At 29.3% G+C, this 20,201-nt stretch carries 15 protein-coding genes and 1 tRNA gene; 9 read left to right on the forward strand and 7 right to left on the reverse strand.

Annotated features, from left to right (window positions below):
• The first annotated feature begins 15 nt into the window (after nucleotides 1–15).
• A complete protein-coding gene (locus tag MC061_RS01095; RefSeq protein WP_259536153.1) occupies nucleotides 16–267 on the forward strand; it encodes a glutaredoxin domain-containing protein in 252 nt (83 codons plus the stop codon).
• A 306-nt stretch (nucleotides 268–573) separates the two neighbouring features.
• Nucleotides 574–3,045: a type I DNA topoisomerase gene (topA, locus tag MC061_RS01100; RefSeq protein WP_259536154.1), complete on the forward strand. Its 2,472-nt coding sequence runs from the start codon at nucleotides 574–576 to the stop codon at nucleotides 3,043–3,045.
• An 80-nt stretch (nucleotides 3,046–3,125) separates the two neighbouring features.
• Here the strand turns inward: topA and trhO are convergent, their stop codons facing one another.
• The gene (gene trhO, locus MC061_RS01105; RefSeq protein ID WP_259536155.1) at nucleotides 3,126–3,938 is read right to left on the reverse strand and encodes an oxygen-dependent tRNA uridine(34) hydroxylase TrhO; all 813 of its coding nucleotides are present in this window, start codon (nucleotides 3,936–3,938) and stop codon (nucleotides 3,126–3,128) included.
• 170 nt (nucleotides 3,939–4,108) lie between these two features.
• Entirely contained in the window at nucleotides 4,109–4,513 is a 405-nt protein-coding gene (gene apaG, locus MC061_RS01110) for a Co2+/Mg2+ efflux protein ApaG (protein ID WP_259536156.1), read from the reverse strand.
• A 135-nt stretch (nucleotides 4,514–4,648) separates the two neighbouring features.
• Between apaG and MC061_RS01115 the strand changes: the two genes are divergently transcribed.
• Nucleotides 4,649–5,704, forward strand: coding sequence for a 5-(carboxyamino)imidazole ribonucleotide synthase (locus tag MC061_RS01115; protein WP_259536157.1), 1,056 nt, complete (start codon nucleotides 4,649–4,651; stop codon nucleotides 5,702–5,704).
• Here the strand turns inward: MC061_RS01115 and MC061_RS01120 are convergent.
• The 4 genes from MC061_RS01120 to MC061_RS01135 form a co-directional block, all read right to left on the reverse strand.
• On the reverse strand, nucleotides 5,701–6,735 hold the full coding sequence (locus MC061_RS01120) for an aspartate-semialdehyde dehydrogenase (protein WP_259536230.1): 1,035 nt from the start codon (nucleotides 6,733–6,735) through the stop codon (nucleotides 5,701–5,703). The genes MC061_RS01115 and MC061_RS01120 overlap by 4 nt on opposite strands.
• Before the next feature lie 172 nt (nucleotides 6,736–6,907).
• Nucleotides 6,908–8,197: an APC family permease gene (locus tag MC061_RS01125; protein WP_259536158.1), complete on the reverse strand. Its 1,290-nt coding sequence runs from the start codon at nucleotides 8,195–8,197 to the stop codon at nucleotides 6,908–6,910.
• Nucleotides 8,181–9,641, reverse strand: coding sequence for a dihydrolipoyl dehydrogenase (gene lpdA, locus MC061_RS01130; protein ID WP_259536159.1), 1,461 nt, complete (start codon nucleotides 9,639–9,641; stop codon nucleotides 8,181–8,183). The genes MC061_RS01125 and lpdA (MC061_RS01130) overlap by 17 nt, the downstream gene beginning before the upstream one ends.
• A complete protein-coding gene (locus tag MC061_RS01135) occupies nucleotides 9,610–10,767 on the reverse strand; it encodes a PQQ-binding-like beta-propeller repeat protein (RefSeq protein WP_346268839.1) in 1,158 nt (385 codons plus the stop codon). The genes lpdA (MC061_RS01130) and MC061_RS01135 overlap by 32 nt, the downstream gene beginning before the upstream one ends.
• Before the next feature lie 325 nt (nucleotides 10,768–11,092).
• Between MC061_RS01135 and lpdA (MC061_RS01140) the strand changes: the two genes are divergently transcribed.
• A complete protein-coding gene (gene lpdA, locus MC061_RS01140) occupies nucleotides 11,093–12,478 on the forward strand; it encodes a dihydrolipoyl dehydrogenase (protein ID WP_259536160.1) in 1,386 nt (461 codons plus the stop codon).
• Between the two features lie 149 nt (nucleotides 12,479–12,627).
• Here lpdA (MC061_RS01140) and gshB read toward each other — a convergent pair whose 3' ends face one another.
• Complete coding sequence (gene gshB, locus MC061_RS01145; protein WP_259536161.1) at nucleotides 12,628–13,587, reverse strand: glutathione synthase; 960 nt, start codon at nucleotides 13,585–13,587, stop codon at nucleotides 12,628–12,630.
• A 522-nt stretch (nucleotides 13,588–14,109) separates the two neighbouring features.
• Between gshB and MC061_RS01150 the strand changes: the two genes are divergently transcribed.
• The 5 genes from MC061_RS01150 to lon all read left to right on the forward strand — a co-directional run bounded on the left by MC061_RS01150 (nucleotide 14,110) and on the right by lon (nucleotide 20,000).
• Nucleotides 14,110–14,191, forward strand: a tRNA-Leu gene (locus MC061_RS01150).
• A 160-nt stretch (nucleotides 14,192–14,351) separates the two neighbouring features.
• Nucleotides 14,352–15,689 (forward strand): trigger factor, encoded by a 1,338-nt coding sequence (tig, locus tag MC061_RS01155; protein ID WP_410543439.1) that lies wholly within the window; start codon nucleotides 14,352–14,354, stop codon nucleotides 15,687–15,689.
• A 20-nt stretch (nucleotides 15,690–15,709) separates the two neighbouring features.
• On the forward strand, nucleotides 15,710–16,318 hold the full coding sequence (gene clpP / locus MC061_RS01160) for an ATP-dependent Clp endopeptidase proteolytic subunit ClpP (protein ID WP_259536164.1): 609 nt from the start codon (nucleotides 15,710–15,712) through the stop codon (nucleotides 16,316–16,318).
• A 3-nt stretch (nucleotides 16,319–16,321) separates the two neighbouring features.
• Nucleotides 16,322–17,602 (forward strand): ATP-dependent Clp protease ATP-binding subunit ClpX, encoded by a 1,281-nt coding sequence (gene clpX / locus MC061_RS01165; RefSeq protein WP_259536165.1) that lies wholly within the window; start codon nucleotides 16,322–16,324, stop codon nucleotides 17,600–17,602.
• A 10-nt stretch (nucleotides 17,603–17,612) separates the two neighbouring features.
• Complete coding sequence (gene lon, locus MC061_RS01170; protein ID WP_259536166.1) at nucleotides 17,613–20,000, forward strand: endopeptidase La; 2,388 nt, start codon at nucleotides 17,613–17,615, stop codon at nucleotides 19,998–20,000.
• Nucleotides 20,001–20,201 lie beyond the last annotated feature (201 nt).

The following is a 20,201-nucleotide window of genomic DNA, read 5'->3' on the forward strand; positions in this document are numbered from 1 at the left end:
TTTAAGAGAGAAATTATGCGAAAAAACAAAGTGATAATTTATGTCAAAAATACATGTATATTTTGTCATCATACAAAAAAGTTACTCATCCAAAAGGATATTGAATTTGAAGAGATAGATGTATTACAACATTCAGATTTATTTCAACAAATAAAATTACAATTTCATGTAAATACTGTACCACAAATCTTTATTAACAATCTACATATTGGTGGATATGATCAATTACTACGTATTACTAAAGAAGGCGCATTAGATAAAATCTAATAATCTCATATTTTATGGTATTGCATTGATCGAATTTCTCCTTAAATACATGATAGCTCTATGTTTTCTTTGTATGCCCTTGCATCTAAGCATGCTTACTGTATTGTACATTATATAGTCTAGACTAATGAGATCAAATCTATTATATAAATTTAATATTAGTGAATATTAATACATTAATTTTTTATCATTAGATAATCTTGAATTTTAAATAATTCAATTAACAAAATATCATATAATATTCTTTTTACTTTGCATTATATATTTCTTAACATACTATTGCTCAGTATTAAATAGTGAATCAATATGCAACTATTAATCGTTGAATCACCTGCAAAAGCTAAAACAATTAGTAAATACTTAGGTAATGCGTTTAAGGTTCTTGCATCGTTTGGACATGTTAGAGATTTGCCACCTAAAAATGGCTCTATTAATCCAGATAATAATTTTGATATGAAGTATGAAATTATACCAAAATCAAAGCAATATATAAAAGATTTAATAATAACTGCTAGTCAAACATCAGAAATTTATCTTGCAACAGATCCTGATAGAGAAGGAGAAGCGATAGCTTGGCATATAATAGAAGTATTTAAAGAAAAACACATTATTAGTAATGTACATTGTATTTATAGAGTAGTATTTAATGAAATCACAAAGAATGCAGTGCAAAAAGCAATACAAAACCCACGTAAGATCAATATGGATTTAGTACAAGCACAACAAGCACGTAGAGCTTTAGATTATTTGATTGGATTTAATATCTCACCATTACTATGGAAAAAATTACATGGCAGTAAGTCTGCAGGACGTGTACAATCGGTTGTATTAAGACTAATATGTGAGCGAGAAGATGAGCTCAATAAATTCATTTTACAGAAATATTATAGTATCGAAGCAGAAATACAAAGTGATCACGATAAAGTGTTTCATGCAATATTAGTACAATATCAAAATCAAAAGCTAGACAAATATGATATTTCTAGTGAAGAGCAAGCACAAGAGATGATATATAACATTCAATCAGGTCAATACACTGTGAGTCAAGAATCATGCACTCAAATTAAGAAAAATCCTGCACCTCCATTTGTCACATCTACTTTACAACAAGAAGGAGTCAGAAAGCTTCATTTAAATGTCAAAAATATTATGCGTATTGCGCAAAGTTTATATGAAGGTATAGATATTGGTGGTGAGACTGTAGGTTTAATCACCTATATGCGTACAGATGGATTTCATATTGCAGATGAAGCCATCATATCAATTAGAAAGATGATTGAATCAATATATGGAGTACAATATCTCCCACAGACTGTTCGTAATCATAAAAAAAAGATTAAAAATACTCAGGAAGCTCATGAAGCAATACGTCCTACTGATATCACCAGAATTCCAAATAGAATGACAGAATACTTAACTCAAGATCAATTTAAACTATATGAGTTAATATGGAAGAGAACAATTGCAAGTCAAATGGAATCAACAGTACTACATCAAGTAGTATGCGAAATCAATTCTTCTGATAAGAAGATTCTTTTAAGAGCAAGTGGATCTAATGTATTATTTGATGGGTATAGTAAAATATATCAAGATAGTAATATAGACATTGTTCCTGATATCATGCCTCCTATTATGAAGATAGGAGAAAGATGTAAATTAATATCAGTAAAATTCATTCAACATTTCACAAGACCTCCATTACGTTATAGCGAAGCAAGTATAGTACAAAAAATGGAAGAACTTGGAATAGGAAGACCTTCAACTTATGCAACAATTATTTCAGTACTAAAGGATCGTGGTTATATCTTATTAGATAAGAAGACATTTATTCCAAGTAACAGAGGTAAAATTGTTACTATTTTTTTAAAAGTATTTTTTGATCGTTATGTAGAATATGATTTTACAGCAGATATGGAAGAAAAACTTGATGCTATATCCAATGGACATGCAGATTGGAAACGAGAATTAAGTAATTTTTGGACACCATTTTTTAAGCGTATTAATTCTGTCAATCAAATGACACATGATGCTGTTATCAGTGAGATTCATGACTTAATAATAGATTCTTTTTATTCAGAAGAAGAAAAAAAACATTTAGATATAAAATGTTATAGTTGTACTAGTGGAATATTAAAATTAACTTTTGGGAGAATGGGAGTATTTTTTGGATGCTCTAATTATCCTATATGTCGCAATACAAAAGATATTCTACATCATGATGAAATCATAGAATTTCCAAAAAGTTTAGGTATAGATCCTCATAATCAACAAGAGATTTTAATTAAAAAAGGTCCTTTTGGATTATACTTGCAGTATCATAATAATTTAAAAAAGAAAAAGTCAATTTCTATACCAAAAGATATCAAGATACAATCTCTTGATTTACATTTGGCTATAAAATTATTATCTTTACCCAGTGTGATGGGAAATCATCCAGATACTGGAAAGTCCATAACATTATACCTTGGTAGATTTGGATACTATTGTATATATGATAATAAATACTTTTCTCTTAAGAAGAGTTCTCAAGAAATATTGAATATGCAATTAAGTGAAATATGTGAGATCATTACATATTATATTCAGAAAGCATTAAAATCTCTTGGTTATGATGCATTTGGCACAGAAGTATTCATATGTCATGGTAGATACGGATTATATATTAAACATCATAATACAAAGATCAAGTTGTCTGAAGATATAGATATTGAGAATTTAGACCTAAAAAAGGCTCTGGAATTAATTAATAATCAAAATACATATTTATTAAAACAATAAAACTATCTATGAGATTAAAAAACTAAATAATAAAATTTATTTCTCATATAGAAAGAATCATCATGCATATCAATACATATTTAAGTAGAAGATTTACAGTTAAAACATATTGCTTTTGCCCGTGTCACTGATTTCATCTCATTACTTGAAACTACATTTGAGCATATTGTGCATCTAATTTTATTACTTGGATTTAATGAGTGATCAATGGCAATTCTATCATCAAATACAAAACACTCACCTGTCCAATTTCCATATTTATTATGTGTATTTTTTAGATAAGAGATAATACCACCTTTTAAATAAAATACATTTTTAAATCCCAATGTCAGCATATATGCTGTGGATTTTTCACATCTAATACCTCCGGTACAATACATAGCGATTGTAAGATCTTTGTGTATAGTACATGAGTTACACCATTGTGGAAATGCTCTAAAATTTAGAATATTAGGATTGATTGCATTTTTAAATTTACCTAATGCTACTTCATAGCAATTTCTAGTATCTATTAATATTACCTTAGCGCTATGAATAAAATCATCCCAAGATTCTGCATCAATATGTTGTCCCTTTAAAGATATATTCAGATCACTCATACCAAGAGTTACTATCTCTTTTTTTAGTCTTACTTTCATCTTACTAAACGTATGATCAGTTGCTTGACTTTCTTGCCATGTCAGATTTGCTAATTGAGGATAAGAATGTAAAAAATCAAATACCTTATCAATTTCATGTCTTCTACCAGAGATAGTACCATTAATACCTTCTGCCGCAAGAAGAATAGTACCTTTTAAATTCATACAATCGCATATCATTTTTATTTCATTTTTGAGTACATGATAATTAATCAGTTCTACAAAATGATAGAAAGTGGCAATGATGATGCTCATAATCATTTATATCTGATAGATAGTATAAAATATATCAAATGATAAAAAATAACTCAATATATATAAGTGTTTCAAAAAAAAACTTATAAATTCTAAAGATATATATAGTTATAGATATGATTAATCAATATTAAAGCCTAAAAATTATCTCAAAATATTTGCATAAGATATTAATGCGGTCTAATATTAAGATATGGACTATCTAAAGAAAAAGATGGTATTTTAACCTCGAAAGGTTGTGTACTATCTTCACTTAGAAATTCATACTTACCTTGCATGATTCCAGATGGAACATTTAAATAGGTTGCACTTGTGTATTTAAATATCTCTCCACATTTGATTATTGGCTGTTCTCCAGTCACTCCTACTCCAACAATTTCATTAATCTTACCTTTATAGTCTATAATTTGCCAATGACGACTAAGTAATTGAATAGTTGATTGACTTTTATTTTTTATTTTTACACTATAAAGCCAAACATAGCAATCCTCATAAGGGATGGATTGCTCTTCAACATACACTGGTAAAACTGTTACCTCAACAGAGTTAGTAGTAAGTTTATATTTTATATTCATAATAAAATATATGAGATTGATCAAATAAATATGACTTAATATTATTAATAGAGTATTTTGCTAGACTGTTCAAGCATATAATTATATTCTTATTGTTAATATAATTGATAGTTTAAGAAGATACAGGAGAGCACAATGCGTGTATCACAAAAAGTGATAGGAATAATCGGTGGTGGACAATTAGGTAAATTAATTGCAATATCTGCAGCAAAGCTTGGACATACAACACATGTTTTGACTGATATTCAGGATCATTGCTCTTTTGCTAATGTTATAACCGTTGCAGATTTCTCTCATCATCAATCACTTGAATTTTTTGCAAAAAATATAGATGTTTTTACTATTGAGTCCGAGAATATTCCATGTGATGTAATAGATTATATCTCATATTATAAAGCTTTTTATCCAGGGAAAAAAGCTTTATATATTTCTCAAAATAGGATTAGAGAGAAAGATTTTTTTCGAACATTAAATCTTCAAACTACTGATTATGCATGTATTCAAGATTATGATAGCTTACTAGAAAAAAGTCAAATCTTTGGATATCCATTAATCCTGAAAACAGCAGAAATGGGATATGATGGGTACGGACAATATCTGATACAAAATGATAATTCAATCATAGACTTTGTTGAATTTCAATGGAATACACAATATATACTAGAAGTATGTGTAGATTTCGTAAAAGAGCTATCAATAGTTTTAGGAAGAGATGAAAATGGTAGAGTGAGCTTTTTTCCTATTGCAGAAAATGACCATATAAATGGTATATTAAATACTTCAAGAGCACCAGCGCAAATAGATCACACAATCATTCAAGCAGTACAATATCAAGCACAGAAAATAGCAAATGCATTAGAAATAATAGGATTATTAGCTGTTGAATTCTTTTTGACTCAAGACAATAAATTATTAGTGAATGAGATAGCTCCAAGACCTCATAATTCTTGTCACTGGAGCTTAGATGCATGTAATATTAGTCAATTTGAACAGATGATTAGAATAATGTGCGGTTTGCCTATGCAAGAAGTAGAACTACATTACCCGTGTATGACAAAAAATATCATAGGTAGCATGCCAATTTTAAAATATTTTAGTAATCAACATGCAAGTATTACTTTATATGGTAAAAGAGAGATAAGAGATAAACGAAAAATGGGACATATTAATTTCAATTTATTAACTAGCTAATCATTGTGCATTTGAGCAACTAGAGTGGTAAGAATTTGTATGATATTTAGCGCTGCTCCCTTTCGTAGATTATCAGAGACGATCCACATATTTAATCCGTGTGTTACTGTCTCATCTTCTCTAATACGAGATATGTAGACTGCATCTTCACCTACAACATCAATATGAGTTGTATATCTAAGTTCTTGTGGGTTATCACATACTAATATACCATTTTCTTCATCAGCATTTAGAATTTTACGAGCTTGTTCTTTAGTAAGATGACTACAAAATTCTACATTTACTGATATCGCATCTCCGATAAAAACAGGTACCCTGACACAAGTAACATTCATTTTTATCTCTTCATCTAAAATTTTTTTCGTTTCTTCAGAGATTGTTAATTCTTCTTCTGTAGCACCATTATGCATAAATTCTCCTATATGAGGAATACAATTAAATGCAATTTGCTTAGAGAAGATTTCAGGAGGATGATTTTCATTCATAAAAATCTTTTTTGTTTGATAATATAATTCATTCATTGCATTATTTCCTATTCCAGAGGTTGACTGATAAGTTGAAGCAACGATTCTTTTGATATGTGCTCTCTGATGTAACGGATACAATGCTAGTAATATATGAATTGTATTACAATTTGGATTAGAGATTATATTGAGATTTTTATATCTGAGTATTTGGTTTTTATTAATCTCTGGAATAATTAGTGGTACTTGTGTATGCATGCTAAAATATGAAGAATTATCTATTACAATACATCCGGCTGCTGTAGCAATGGATATATATTGTTCAGAAATATAAGCGCCAGCACAAAAAATTGCTATGTTCATTCCTGAAAAATTATAATCCTTAAGACAACACACAGTGAGCTCTGTATTGCCAAAACTAACCTTTCTTCCACTTGATTTATATGATGCAAGAGCTACTACAGTAGATATAGAAATTTTTCCTGCATTCTGAAATTCAGCCAGTATACTTAATACTTTTCTACCGATACTGCCAGTTGCACCAACAACGGCAATTTTATATTGCATTTCAATAAAAATTACTAATTTCAAATATTATCTTGAATCCTTGATATAATGTACATAAATTTTAATGTTTTTTTTTACTTCTAATATATTGAGTATATATCTCAAGATACTATATCATTAAGTATTGAGTACAATATGACAAAAAAGACAAAATAATATATATGTCAAAATATCAAGATAATACCATTTTACGGTACCATAATAAATAAATTGGAATACCGCTAACAGTAAATAAACTAGCAATTAATAAAATATTCACTGATAGTGTACATATTAACCATATACAGAAGGATATAGCAATGATACCAATCCATAATTTAAAATAGCATTTCTCTTGTGCCATGATGGTAAGAAAGACAAGAGAACATACTAAATATACAAATAAATATGATACTACAGATATATTAATTATAAATGTTATTTGTTGAGCAAAATTTTTACTTGCAGTGAGCATCAGTAACAGACAAGTACCTAGTACACTCATACTGATACCCCAAATAGGAGCACCATACTTATTGCGTGTAGTAAAAATTTGAGGCATAAACTTCTCTTTTGCCAAACTCAAAGCAACTTGTCCACTTCCTAATACCCATGCATTAAGTGAACTAATACATACAATCATAACAATTATAGATATTATTATCTGTCCAGATATGCCATAAAATATCATTTGCATTGCATCAAAGTATGGTGCTTGTGATATAGCAAGTTCTTTACTATCTATTAATCCCATAATTGCAACGCTATTAAATAAATAAATAAAAGCAACAAGTATCGTACCCAATATCATTGCTCTTGGTATTATCTTAATAGGATTATTCACCGAATCTGCAGAAATTGTGGCTGATTCAAGTCCAATAAAACACCATAGAGTTAGTAATGTAGAACGTGCAAGCAACTGAGTAGTTGTAAGATGCAATAATTTCTCACTGACAAATAAATGATTAATACTAAAATAGAATATTACTATTGTTGGAATGATAAGAAGAGCAGAGATTTTTATAATCATCAGTATCACTTCGATATATCCTACAATAGTAATACCTCTTAAGTTGATTAACATAATAAAGATCATGAGCATAATCTCTAAAATGAGATTAATATTTTGTATCTTACCATTAGAACAAAATGATACAAAATAACTAATGCTGGCAATGACAACAGCTGTTGTACTTACCCAAGAAATAACCCAATATGTCCAACCAACAAAAAAAGCTATTGTATTACCAAAAACATACTTAACATAAATATGTGGACCTCCAGTTTCTGGAAATTTACTACATAGTATAGCAAATACTAAAGTAAGACATATCGCTCCAAATCCTGATATTATCCAACTGATCGGAGCATATACGCCATATGGCGCTAGACTAATTGGTAAAATAAAAATCCCAGATCCAATTTGACTACTTATCACTAAAGCAAACACAGAAAAAAATCCTATTTTATTTGATCTTATCATACTTTAATTCTATATTGCTTTTTAAGAAAGCATCAGTACATGCATCCCGAAAAGCTTCATTAATATCAGGATGAGAGTGGCATATTCTATATATGTCTTCTGATGATGCTTCATATGCTATAGCAACCGATGCTTCATTAATTAATGAATCAGCATGTGCACCTAATATATGTACACCTAATATTGTATCTAATTTATTACAAGTGAGTACTTTTATGAAACCCTCAGTATCATCAGTTATTTTTGCTCGTCCATTTGCATTAAATCTACATCTACCTACTGTATATTCTTGAAGACATGTTTTTAATTGCTCTTCAGTTTTTCCAATAGCAGATACTGCAGGATGCGTGTAAATTACAGATGGAATCATTCCATAATGAATACTAGGTAATTGTCCTGATATTATTTCTGCAACTGCTATTCCTTCTGCCTCTGCTTTATGTGCAAGCATTGCACCGCCTATGACATCACCAATAGCAAATATTCCCTTGATAGTCGTTTCATATATATGATTTACTTGGATAAATCCATAGTTATCTTTTTTTATTTTTCCCTCTATATTCAGATTCTGAGTATATGGCTTTCTCCCTACTGCAATTAAGACTTTATCTGAATCGATAGAGTGAGTGTGATGATCTTGAATATTGCGTACTGCAAGTTTGAGGGTATTATCATGTTTTGTAATTCCTTCAACTTTTGTATTCAACATAAATCTTATGCCTTGTTTTTTTAGAGAAGCAAGTAAATGATGACTGATCTCTCGATCCATAGTAGTAGCAATTCTATCATAGGATTCTACTATAGTAACATGAGTACCGAGTCGATTCCATATAGAAGAGATTTCGAGTCCTATTGCACCAGCACCAATTACAGACAGAGTTTTTGGTATATCAGTCAGTGATAATGCTCCAGTTGAAGATATAATATCTTGTTCATCAATATCAATATCCATGATAGAATTCACTGCAGAACCACTTGCAATCACTATATTTTTTGTCCTAAAAATTCGATTAGGCTTAACCAACACATGCAAGTTATTATATTCAAAAGAAGTAATTGTTCCAATACCATGAATCTTATTAACCTTATAAAGACTAAACAAGTATTCTATTCCAGATGCAAGTTCTAATACTTTACTATCTTTATATTCTAACATCTCTTTAAGATTAAAATGAATATCTTGAATATGTATCCCTAGCTTTAATAGATCAAATTTTGTATGAATATATTGATAAGAAGAATGTAGTAATGATTTAGATGGTATACAGCCTACTCTTAAGCATGTACCACCAAAAATGCTATTTTGATCAATACATGCAACCTTTAATCCAAGTTTTGCAGCAGTAATAGCACATTTATATCCTCCTGGGCCACCACCTATTACAATCAGATCATAATCATTGGTCATAAAATTATTTCCTAATAAAAAAAACACCATATTCATATGTTGTGACATATATCTTGTCATGAGTAAAGACTGGAGTATGAAAAACATTATCAGGTATTTTAATTACTTGTGGTATATCATATAAATCACACTGAAAGTTTAAGATAACGCCTTTATTGCTAATAAGCCATAGCTGATTCTCATGAAGAAATGGAGCGAATAATTCAGTATCTTGTATATAATTGGAATGCCAAATGATTTCTCCATTTTGAATATTTAATCCAAGAAGTCTATTATCTTGAGTCACTATGAAAATTCTTTCTATCTTTTGTTTGATGTTTTCAGATAATATATACTCATATTCTTCAATCTCTGATGTATTTTTTACTTTGAGTGATTGTGACCAGATAATACTGCCTGATTCTAGATCTATACCATAAATATAAGAATTGTTTGTTGTCACTATAATGCGCTTGCCTAATCTAGGTGTAGTTGTAATATCTGTAAAGATCGTCTCCAAAGACTTAATTGCTAGTTTTTGACTCCACAATTTTTTACCCTCTTCATTAAAAGTTATTAATTCTCCATTTGAAAATGGCGCAATAATTTTATTTGCATAAATTGCTGGTGATATAGAATATTCTCTTCGTAAGTGATTTAATCCATTATCATAAGACCAAAGTACGCGTCCATTCTGGACATCCAGGATGTGAAGATAATTATCAATTGTTAAGATAGTCAATTTATCATTTATAAATGACATGGCACTACTTACAGGTGCTGTAAGCTCTTGACTCCATATTACTAAACCGTTATTTACGTTTATTGCATGGAGAATAGTATCAACTACACAAAATAGTTGTTCTCCATAACAAGCGAGACTAATCTTGCAAATCTTTTTACTATGTGAAAGATTCAATTTCCAATGTAACTGATTTTCATCATTAATATCAATAGAGTATAAAGTACCATATTTATCTACTATAATGATACTATGTGTTAAAGCAATTGGTGCAATATCTCCCTGAGAGTCTTTGTGATCAATGAAAGCAATGCTTATAGATGCAGATGATGCATAATCACTATATAATAGTAATATTAGTATAATAATTAATTTCATACCTGGGTTCCAATTATTAGATACAGTTCTATCGCTATATTGTGATATAATATTCAATATCATAAATAAATTGAGAATGAGTTTATTAGTTTAATATTAATTAAATCTTTATTAAATGATGTATATATAACTATTGACAATATATAAACAGTATTATGAATATATTATATGATAATCAGACTCAAATGCATGATAGATAGATTGACTGTTTAAATATATGTTCATACTTTAGAATAATACTGATTTTCATAATCTTATACTATCAGTCATCCTGTTTTACAGATCTTGATCAATATTATAATTGAAGGTGAAAAAGAAATTATGATGCAATCATATTAAGTAGTAACATGATATCGAGAATATTTTATATTAAAGAGTACAACATCAAGTGAATCAATACGATATTATCATCTTAGGTAGTGGGCCTGGTGGATATATAGCAGCTATTAGATCGGCTCAACTTGGATTTAAGACTGCAATTATTGAACAAGAAAATAACTTAGGAGGTATATGTTTAAATTGGGGATGCATACCAACAAAATCTCTACTCAGAACATCTGAAATTTATAGATTAATAAAAAGATCTAGTGAATTTGGTATACATATTGAAAATGTGAATTTTGATATACAGTCAATCATTACGAATTCAAGAAATGTGGTAGATAAATTATCACAAGGTATAGCATTTTTAATGCATAAGAATAATATTACTGTATATAAAGGTTTTGGGTCAATAACGAATAATCATACCATACAAGTAATAAATACTAATAATACTCAGAATATTATTGCTGAAAGGATTATTTTAGCAACAGGTGCAAGTATTAGAAATCTTTCTAAAATACAGATAGATGGTCATTTAGTCTGGAATGCACAACATGCGATGTCGTTAAGAAAACTACCAGATTCTCTACTCATTATAGGAGCAGGTGCAATTGGAATGGAATTTGCAAGTTTTTATAATGCTTTTGATGTGCAAGTGACAGTTGTAGAAATACAAGATACGATCTTACCAACAGTAGATAAAGATATTGCAGTTTTAGCACAGGAAATATTTATACAACAAGGAATCACAATATATACAAATAGTAGTATAAAAAATCTAATTAAGAATAAAGACTCCATTCAAGTATTATTTAGTAGTGGAGAAATAAGGGTATTTGATAGAGCTCTTGTTGCTGTGGGAGTTCAAGCAAATACAGAACATCTAGGTTTAGAAAATACAGATATTCAACTAAGTACTTCTGGTTTTATTAAGATAAATGATTACTGTGAAACACATGAACCAAGAATATACGCTATAGGAGATGTCACTGGACCTCCATATCTCGCACATAAAGCAAGTCATGAAGCTATAATATGTGTTGAAAAGATCGCAGGAAAAAATACTTATACGATGAAAAAAGAATGCATACCACATTGTACTTATTCTTATCCACAAATAGCAAGTATAGGATTAACTGAAGAAGAAGCTAGAAAAAAAGGTTTTGATATTAAAGTAGGTAAGTATTTTTCTTACTTGCATGGTAAGTCTATTGCTTTAAATGAAACTGATGGATTAAGTAAGACTATCATAGATAAAAATACAGGTGAGTTATTAGGAGCTCATATGATCGGGGTAGAAGTAACAGAATTAATTAGTAATCTTGCACTGATAAAACAACTAGAAGGTACAGATTATGAAATAAAATCTACAATCTTTCCACATCCTACTATTGCAGAGATGATCAAAGAATCAGTACTTATGGCAAATAATGAATCTATAAATAGTTGAATAAATAGTATGAATATATATAAAGAAGTTAATATAATATTTATATCTCATATAGAATATCAAAATTACTGATAGATATAATATAATGTATGTGATATTGATATTACCTTTTATAGCAATCATGTATTATAGAAGGATCACCATTTTTGCTAATGAGATATGTTAATAGCATTTATTTTAGATATATTCTGATTATGTAATTGTACTTTTTGTTCAAAACAATCCCATAATACTTTTTCGAGTGCAATATTATATAATTTATTAAAATGTACTATGCCTGTTGGAGAAGTGGTATTAATTTCCAATAAGAAATTATTTATGATATCAATACCAACAAAAAGTAACCCTCTTTTTTTTAATTCAGGTCCAATTGTACGGCATATTTCTTTATCTATCTCATTTAATTCAGATGGTTCACAACTTGCGTTAAGTCTAATATTTGTCCTGATCTCCCTACTGACTCTTGGTACTCTTTTTATGACTCCAATTGGATCTCCATCCAATAACAATATCCTCTTATCTGTCTCGATATTTGCACAAAATGCTTGTATAATAATAGGGCATGCATATTTTGAAATCATAAGTTCTACAAGTACATTAATATTCTGATCATCTTGTATTCTGATGACATCTCGTCCTCCGTAATTATATAATGGTTTGATAATAATATCTTGATATAACGAATAAAAATCTTTGATCATGGAAAGATTTTCAGTCACTAGAGTAGGAGGAATGAGTGTAGGAAACAATGATGTAATAAGTTTTTCAGGAGAATTTCTTATTTCTTTTGGATTATTAATTACTAACGTACTTGTTTTTTCTAAAATATAAGTAGTGGTGATATAACGCATATCTAATGGAGGATTCTGTCTGATAAATATGATATCTATTTCATTTAAATGAATCATTATATCATTTTTAATAGTAAAATGACTATCATACAGTATGATGTTTTTAGCCAGAGCAATTGGATTATTTAAAAGTAATCCTATATCTTCTGGATAATATATCACAATATCATGACCTCTATTGTGTGCTTCTTTAATTAACAAGAATGTAGTATCAGTATCGAACTGTATATTGCGGTCTATTTGAAAAGCAACTTTCATGTTTATATTCTTAACTTATAATACTCATATATATTTTTTTCTTAATATATTCAATTTTACTTGATTATCAGAATAATACTAGTTAATGACTAATTTATATTATATTCTTTTAATATTTCAAAGAGTGTACATGGAATTATACTACAGATATAATATATTGTACAATGAAAGAAGTAGTTTATATCATACAACTGTTCTATTAGGTGCACAATATAGCATATGATATGATAAAATTTAAGTAATATAAATATTATCTGAACTTCCATTTGAATACATATTCAATATTTCAGTACTATCATGATTTTAGACATTTCTATATGAGAAGTATTATATTTATGTATTCAGGTGAAGATATGATAATTATGTCATTACTTTAATTTTATTATTTTTATAAATATTTTGAATACATGTACAGATTAGAGTAAAATATTAAAGAGTAACAAATCTTCTGATAGTATCTATGCTCTATTTGGATTAGATTGCTCTTGTGATGAAATAAGCACTCAAATACTAAAAATTTTTGTGGATATGACGGAATTGGTATACGTGCCAGGTTTAGGTCCTGGTGAGCTTGCTCGTGAGGGTTCAAGTCCCTCTATCCACACTTAATGCAATTATATATCTATCTAATATATAATCTCCACATAGCTTTTACTATATCAAGTGTATTTATTTTAAAACTAAATTCTTAAGGATTGTATTTAACATAAAGTCTGATAAAATGTATTTATTAGAATATCAATTAAAATACTAAGAAATAGATTATTATGTCTAATAATACAGTACAAGTAGATATACCAAATAATATATACATGTATAGAGAGCTTAAAAAAGAAAAACTCAAGTATGAATATGAAATTACAGTTAGTAGAGAGTATTTACAACAGGCATTAGACATGAGGTTACAAAGAATATCAGAAAGTGCAAAATCACCTGGATTTAGATCTGGCAAAATCCCTTATCCATTAATTGTTAAAAATTTTAAAAATGAAGCGTTACAATACGTTACGAATCATGCAATTGAACATTGTGCGCAAGATTTAGTCAAAAAGTTTAATATTAAATCTCATGTTTATTCTAAAGTAAAGATAATATCTATGCCAGATTTAGATCAAGTAGATAAAAATAAAGGCCAATGTATATATACATTCTCTTTTGAGAGAGTACCAGATGTACCATCTATTGTACTAGATACGATATGCTTAAAAAACATCAAAATAATTATTGATCAAGATGATATAGAAGAATATCTAGAATCTTTAAAATCTAGAGCATCTCATACTACTGCTGTAGAAGATAGATTGTATCAAGCACAAAATGGCGATCAACTTATTATAGACTTTGAAGGTAGAATTAGAAATAAACTTTTTAAGGGTGGTAGTAAAAAAAATGTATCTATTACCATTGGTGCTTGTCATTTTATTACTAATTTTGAAAATCAGTTAATCGGCATGCGACAAGGAGAAACAAAGCGTTTTAAGCTAATATTTCCTGATGATTATACATTAATTGCGCTTGCAGGACAAGAAGCTGAATTTATTGTGCATGTACATAAGATTTTAGTGATTATAAGAGAGCAAAATCATGATACTCTAATTGAAAGTATGGGATTTAAAGATCATGATGCTCTTATACAACATGCAAAAACACAGATTAACAAGCAATGTCAAAAAATGAGCGAAATAATTATCAAAAAGGAATTATTTGATTACTTAGATTCTCATTATAGTTTTGATTTACCAATAAATATAGTACAAGATGCAAAAAAAAGAGTGACACAAGAATTACGCTTAGAAGATAATTATCTTCTATCTCAAGAAGCTGAAAAACGAGTAAAACTTGGAATGTTATTTATGCAATTTAGTGTAGAACATAAAATATTATTAAATCAAAATGATATCTTACAAGTGATTGCTAAACAACATATACATTCTAATAGCTCTATCGAGAAAGTGCTCAAGTATTTTCAAGATAACAAACAATTTCAAGATCTGGTAAAAGGTCAAGCATTAGAATATAAAGTAACAAACTATATCATAGAACAAGTAAAAAAAAGAGAGCATGTCTACTCTGTAAAAGAATTAAAAAATTTATTAAAGTAATATTGTAATAGGTAAGAATTATGACTCTTATTCCAATTGTAATTGAGCAAACTAGTAGAGGTGAACGTGCTTATGATATATACTCAAGACTAGTCAAAGAGAGAATAGTATTTTTAACTGGTCCTGTTGAGGATCATATGGCTAGTGTGATAATAGCACAACTGTTATTTTTAGAATCAGAAAATCCTGATAAAGAAATTCATATGTATATTAACTCGCCTGGTGGTATTTTAACATCTGGTTTATCAATTTATGATACAATCCAATATATCAAGCCAGATGTTTCAACGTTATGTATAGGGCAAGCAGCATCTATGGGTTCTTTATTACTTGCATCTGGTGCAAAAGGCAAACGCTACTCTTTACCTCACTCAAGAATTATGATACATCAACCATCTGGAGGATATTCTGGTCAAGCAACTGATATTGCAATACATGCTCATGAAATTCTGAGAGTAAAAAAACAGATCAATTGCATTTATGAACAACATACTGGTCATTCTTTTAAACAAATTGAAAGAATGATGGAAAGAGATAAATTTATGGATCCTAAAGAAGCGTTAGAAATTGGCTTAATTGATAAAATAATAGCTGATCGTGCAGATATTAAGAATCAAAATAAAGGATAACGCATGAATAAAAATAATACTTTATACTGCTGTTCTTTTTGCAATAAAGTGCAGGATCAGGTAGATAAATTGATTGCTAACTCTTCAGAGAATCTTAAAGTCTTCATTTGCAATGAATGTATAGAATTATCTTATAGAGCAATCAATCAAAAACAAGGTATATCTTCTAATGCAGATTATGTCTCTCATATAAAACGATTACTTAAGAAGCCTGAAGATATAAAAAGTTTTTTAAGCCAGTACATTATAGGCCAAGAACATGCTCAGCAAGTTCTATCTGTAGCTATGTATAATCATTCTCAAGCTATGTCACAGTTTGATACTATTAGCGATATTGAAATTGAAAAATCAAATATTATGCTGATAGGACCAACAGGTTCCGGTAAAACTTTACTAGCAAAAACACTGGCTAAAGTATCAGATGTACCATTCGCCATGGCAGATGCAACAACTTTAACTGAAGCAGGATATGTCGGTGATGATGTAGAAAGTATATTATCTCGTCTCTTACAATCAGCAAATTATGATGTTACGAAGGCTCAACACGGTATAATCTTTATAGATGAAATAGATAAAATTACACGCAAATCTGAAAGTACTTCCATTACTCGTGATGTTTCAGGTGAAGGTGTACAACAAGCCTTACTGAAAATTATGGAAGGTACAATTGCTTATGTACCTCCACAAGGAGGTAGAAAACACCCACAACAAGAGTTTATTCAAGTGGATACTAGTCATATACTCTTTATTTGTGGAGGAACTTTTGAAGGTCTAGAGAAAATTATTGCTGCAAGAAAAAAGGGCACATCATTAGGATTCGGAGCAGATATTAGTAATAATTACTTTCAGGGAGGTTATAGTCTGTTACAAGATGTACAACCTGAAGATTTAATGAAATTTGGATTAATACCTGAATTTGTAGGGCGTGTGCCTATTACTGCGGTACTTAAGCATTTGGAACATGAAGATTTAATACATATCTTGACGAAGCCAAAAAATGCTTTAATTAAGCAATATCAATCATTACTTTCATTTAGTAAAGTGAATCTTGAATTTTCAGATGATGCAATCTCTGCTATTGCACAGAAAGCAATAAAATATAAAACAGGTGCAAGAATGTTACGTGCTATTTTAGAATCACTATTACTTGATATTATGTATATAGCTGGAAATGGTTATTATGAAGGCGCTACTATAGTCATCACTAAAAAAATGGTAGAATTAGGACAGGCAAGACTGAATGATAATAATAAAAATATTATAACAGTTAGTAGTGAAATTTGAGGGATATCTTATGAAGATTATAAGTAATTTGAAATCTGAGTGTGCTATATTGCCAGTCCTACCCTTAAGAGAAGTAGTCATTTTCCCTACTATTATGGTTCCATTATTTATAGGTAGAAAAAAATCTATTTATGCATTAGAATATGCTCTCAATAATTCAATTAATAAAAATGAGATTTTTCTTGTAGCACAGAGAGATGGTGCTATTGATAATCCAGATCCAGAACATTTATATCAGGTAGGTGTAGTTGCAAAGATTATCCAACCATTAATTAAATTACCTGATAATGCAGTAAAAGTTGTCATTCAAGGGATAAGAAGAGCCAAGATTTCAGAGTATATTACTTCTCATGACTTACTACAAGGTAAGCTAGAAGTAGAAATCAATAACATACAATACATAGAAGATGAAGAACATATTGATTTAGAAGCTTTAAGAAGATCTGTAATTAATGCATTTGATAATTTGTGTAAATTGAATAAGAAGAATCAACCTGACAGTATCATGAATCCTATTGATAATATCACAGATATTGATCAACTAGTGGATACTATAGCATCATATTTAAATATTAAGGTTTCAGATAAACAAAGTCTTCTTGAGACTTATGATCTGAAAGAACGTTTAAAACAAGTGTTTACATTGATTGAGCAAGAAATTACTATTTTAAATATACAAAACAATTTATATAAAACAATTAAATCGCAAATTGAGTCTACACAAAAAGTGTATTACCTGAATGAACAATTAAAAGCCATTCAAAAAGAATTAGGTGAATTTGAGAATGTTGATGAAGGAGATTCGATTAGTGAATTCGAAAAAAAAATATATGATAGACAGCTCTCACAAGAAGCAAAAGAGAAAGCACTCTCTGATTTAAAAAGATATAAAAAAATGAATGCTATGTCACCTGAAGCTACTGCTATCTCCGGATATCTCAATTGGTTACTTGATTTACCATGGGGTAAATATAAAAATGCAAAAATTAATTTGAATATAGCAAAAAGCATATTAGATAAAAACCATTATGGAATTGAAAAAGTAAAAGATAGAATAATAGAATTTCTAGCAGTACTAAAAAGAGTAAAAGCAATAAAAGGACCTATTCTTTGTTTAGTTGGACCTCCTGGTGTAGGTAAGACTTCCTTGGCAAGATCTATGGCAAAAGCAGTAGGTAGAGATTTTGTACGCATTTCACTTGGTGGTATACGTGACGAATCTGAAATACGTGGACATAGAAAAACATATATTGCATCCATGCCTGGTAAAATTATTCAACAGATGAAGAAGGCAAACTCTTGTAATCCGCTGTTTTTGCTAGACGAGATAGATAAAATGAGTTCTGACTCTCGTGGTGATCCAGCATCTGCATTACTTGAAGTCTTAGATACTGAACATAATAAGCATTTTACAGATCATTATTTGGAGGTTGAATTTGATCTTTCACGTGTTATGTTTGTAGCAACAGCAAACAGCTTAAATTTACCTCATCCTTTATCTGATAGAATGGAGATCATAAAATTATCTGGTTATACTGAAGATGAAAAAATGAATATTGCTAAGTATCATATAATACCTAAACTAAAAAAAGAGCATGGTATTCGTCAAAAGGAATGGAATATTACTGATGATGCATTATATCAAATAATACGTTTATATACACGTGAAAGTGGTGTGCGTAATATGGAAAGAGAACTTGCAAAACTTATGAGAAAAGCTGTCAAAGAAATTCTCATCACAAAGAGTAAGCAAATTTCTGTTGAGGTGAATAATCTAAATGATTATTTAGGTGTACATCAATATTCTTTTGGTATTGCAGAACATGAGAGTTTATCAGGCATTGTCACTGGACTCGCATATACTGAAACAGGTGGTGATCTGTTAATGATAGAATCAGTATTAATACCAGGTAAGGGAGAAATCAAATATACAGGTAAGCTTGGAGAAGTGATGCAAGAGTCTATAAAAGCTGCATATAGTTATATTCGCTCCAATTGTGTATTTTTTGGTATTAGACCTGATAAATTTCAAGATAATGATATTCATCTTCATGTACCTGAAGGTGCTATTCCAAAAGATGGTCCTTCTGCTGGTAGTGCAGTCTGTACTTCTATCGTTTCCTTAATGACTAATATACCAGTAAATAAAAGTATTGCTATGACAGGTGAAGTAACATTACGAGGTAGAGTACTAGCTATCGGAGGTTTAAGAGAAAAATTACTAGCAGCATTAAGAGGCTCAATTCATACTGTGATTTTACCTAGCGCTAATAAGAAAGATATGCAAGAAATTCCTACAAGCATAAAAGATAGAATCAAAATAGTCTTTGCTAAAAGCATTGATGAAGTAATTAAAATTGCCTTAATACAACCTATTATTCCAATTAGTAATGAATAGAATAATATCTTTTTCATATTCTACAAAGCATATAAAGACATTTTTTACGGAAATATAAGATTCAACAGAAGATTTACAAATAATTTGCATATAATATACACAAGCTTTTTATATGATATTTATATTGCACAGTATTAATAATACGAGTCTAAATACAACGAAGAAAAAAGAAGAAATAATAAGTTTTTATTAATGAATTTC

This window comes from Wolbachia endosymbiont of Howardula sp. (assembly GCF_025021925.1).
GTDB lineage: Bacteria > Pseudomonadota > Alphaproteobacteria > Rickettsiales > Anaplasmataceae > Wolbachia.

Bases quoted from the DNA above. Each gene is read 5' to 3' on its own strand.
- MC061_RS01095 (WP_259536153.1), top strand. From the start codon at position 16: ATGCGAAAAAACAAAGTGATAATTTATGTCAAAAATACATGTATATTT.
- topA (WP_259536154.1), top strand. From the start codon at position 574: ATGCAACTATTAATCGTTGAATCACCTGCAAAAGCTAAAACAATTAGT.
- trhO (WP_259536155.1), bottom strand. From the start codon at position 3,938: ATGAGCATCATCATTGCCACTTTCTATCATTTTGTAGAACTGATTAAT.
- apaG (WP_259536156.1), bottom strand. From the start codon at position 4,513: ATGAATATAAAATATAAACTTACTACTAACTCTGTTGAGGTAACAGTT.
- MC061_RS01115 (WP_259536157.1), top strand. From the start codon at position 4,649: ATGCGTGTATCACAAAAAGTGATAGGAATAATCGGTGGTGGACAATTA.
- MC061_RS01120 (WP_259536230.1), bottom strand. From the start codon at position 6,735: ATGCAATATAAAATTGCCGTTGTTGGTGCAACTGGCAGTATCGGTAGA.
- MC061_RS01125 (WP_259536158.1), bottom strand. From the start codon at position 8,197: ATGATAAGATCAAATAAAATAGGATTTTTTTCTGTGTTTGCTTTAGTG.
- lpdA (WP_259536159.1), bottom strand. From the start codon at position 9,641: ATGAATATGGTGTTTTTTTTATTAGGAAATAATTTTATGACCAATGAT.
- MC061_RS01135 (WP_346268839.1), bottom strand. From the start codon at position 10,767: ATGATATTGAATATTATATCACAATATAGCGATAGAACTGTATCTAAT.
- gshB (WP_259536161.1), bottom strand. From the start codon at position 13,587: ATGAAAGTTGCTTTTCAAATAGACCGCAATATACAGTTCGATACTGAT.
- clpP (WP_259536164.1), top strand. From the start codon at position 15,710: ATGACTCTTATTCCAATTGTAATTGAGCAAACTAGTAGAGGTGAACGT.
- clpX (WP_259536165.1), top strand. From the start codon at position 16,322: ATGAATAAAAATAATACTTTATACTGCTGTTCTTTTTGCAATAAAGTG.
- lon (WP_259536166.1), top strand. From the start codon at position 17,613: ATGAAGATTATAAGTAATTTGAAATCTGAGTGTGCTATATTGCCAGTC.